Genomic DNA, 533 nt, shown 5'->3' on the forward strand with positions numbered 1-533 from the left:
ATCGCGCATGTCGTCGGTGTCGGGCTTGAAGGTGAGGCCGAGCACGGCGATGGTCTTGCCGCGCAAGCTACCGCCGAGCGCCTGGCTGACCTTGCGCGCCATCGCGCGCTTGCGGTTCTCGTTGACCGCGAGCACGGATTCGACGATGCGCAGGCTCACGTCATAGTCCTGCGCGATCTTGATCAGCGCCTTGGTGTCCTTCGGAAAGCAGGAGCCGCCAAAGCCGGGCCCGGCGTGCAGGAACTTGGTGCCGATGCGGTTGTCGAGGCCGATGCCGCGCGCGACCTCCTGCACGTTGGCGCCGACCTTTTCCGAGAGGTCGGCGATCTCGTTGATGAAGGTGATCTTGGTCGCAAGGAAGGCGTTCGCGGCGTATTTGATCATCTCGGCGGTGCGGCGCGCCGTGAACATCAGCGGAGCCAGGTTCAGCGACAGCGGGCGATAGACGTCGCCCATCACCTTGCGGCCGCGCTCGTCGGAGGTGCCGACGACGACGCGATCGGGGTACTTGAAGTCGCGGATCGCCGCGCCCT

The 533-nt window shown here is 65.9% G+C and carries 1 protein-coding gene; it reads right to left on the reverse strand.

Annotation, left to right across the window (positions count from 1 at the left end; all coding sequences use genetic code 11):
* Positions 1 to 533: nucleotide sugar dehydrogenase (locus tag QJT78_RS52030; protein WP_281460934.1), on the reverse strand; the 533-nt coding region annotated here is incomplete at both ends.

It is taken from the genome of Bradyrhizobium sp. Mp27, from assembly GCF_029953005.1.
GTDB lineage: Bacteria > Pseudomonadota > Alphaproteobacteria > Rhizobiales > Xanthobacteraceae > Bradyrhizobium > Bradyrhizobium barranii.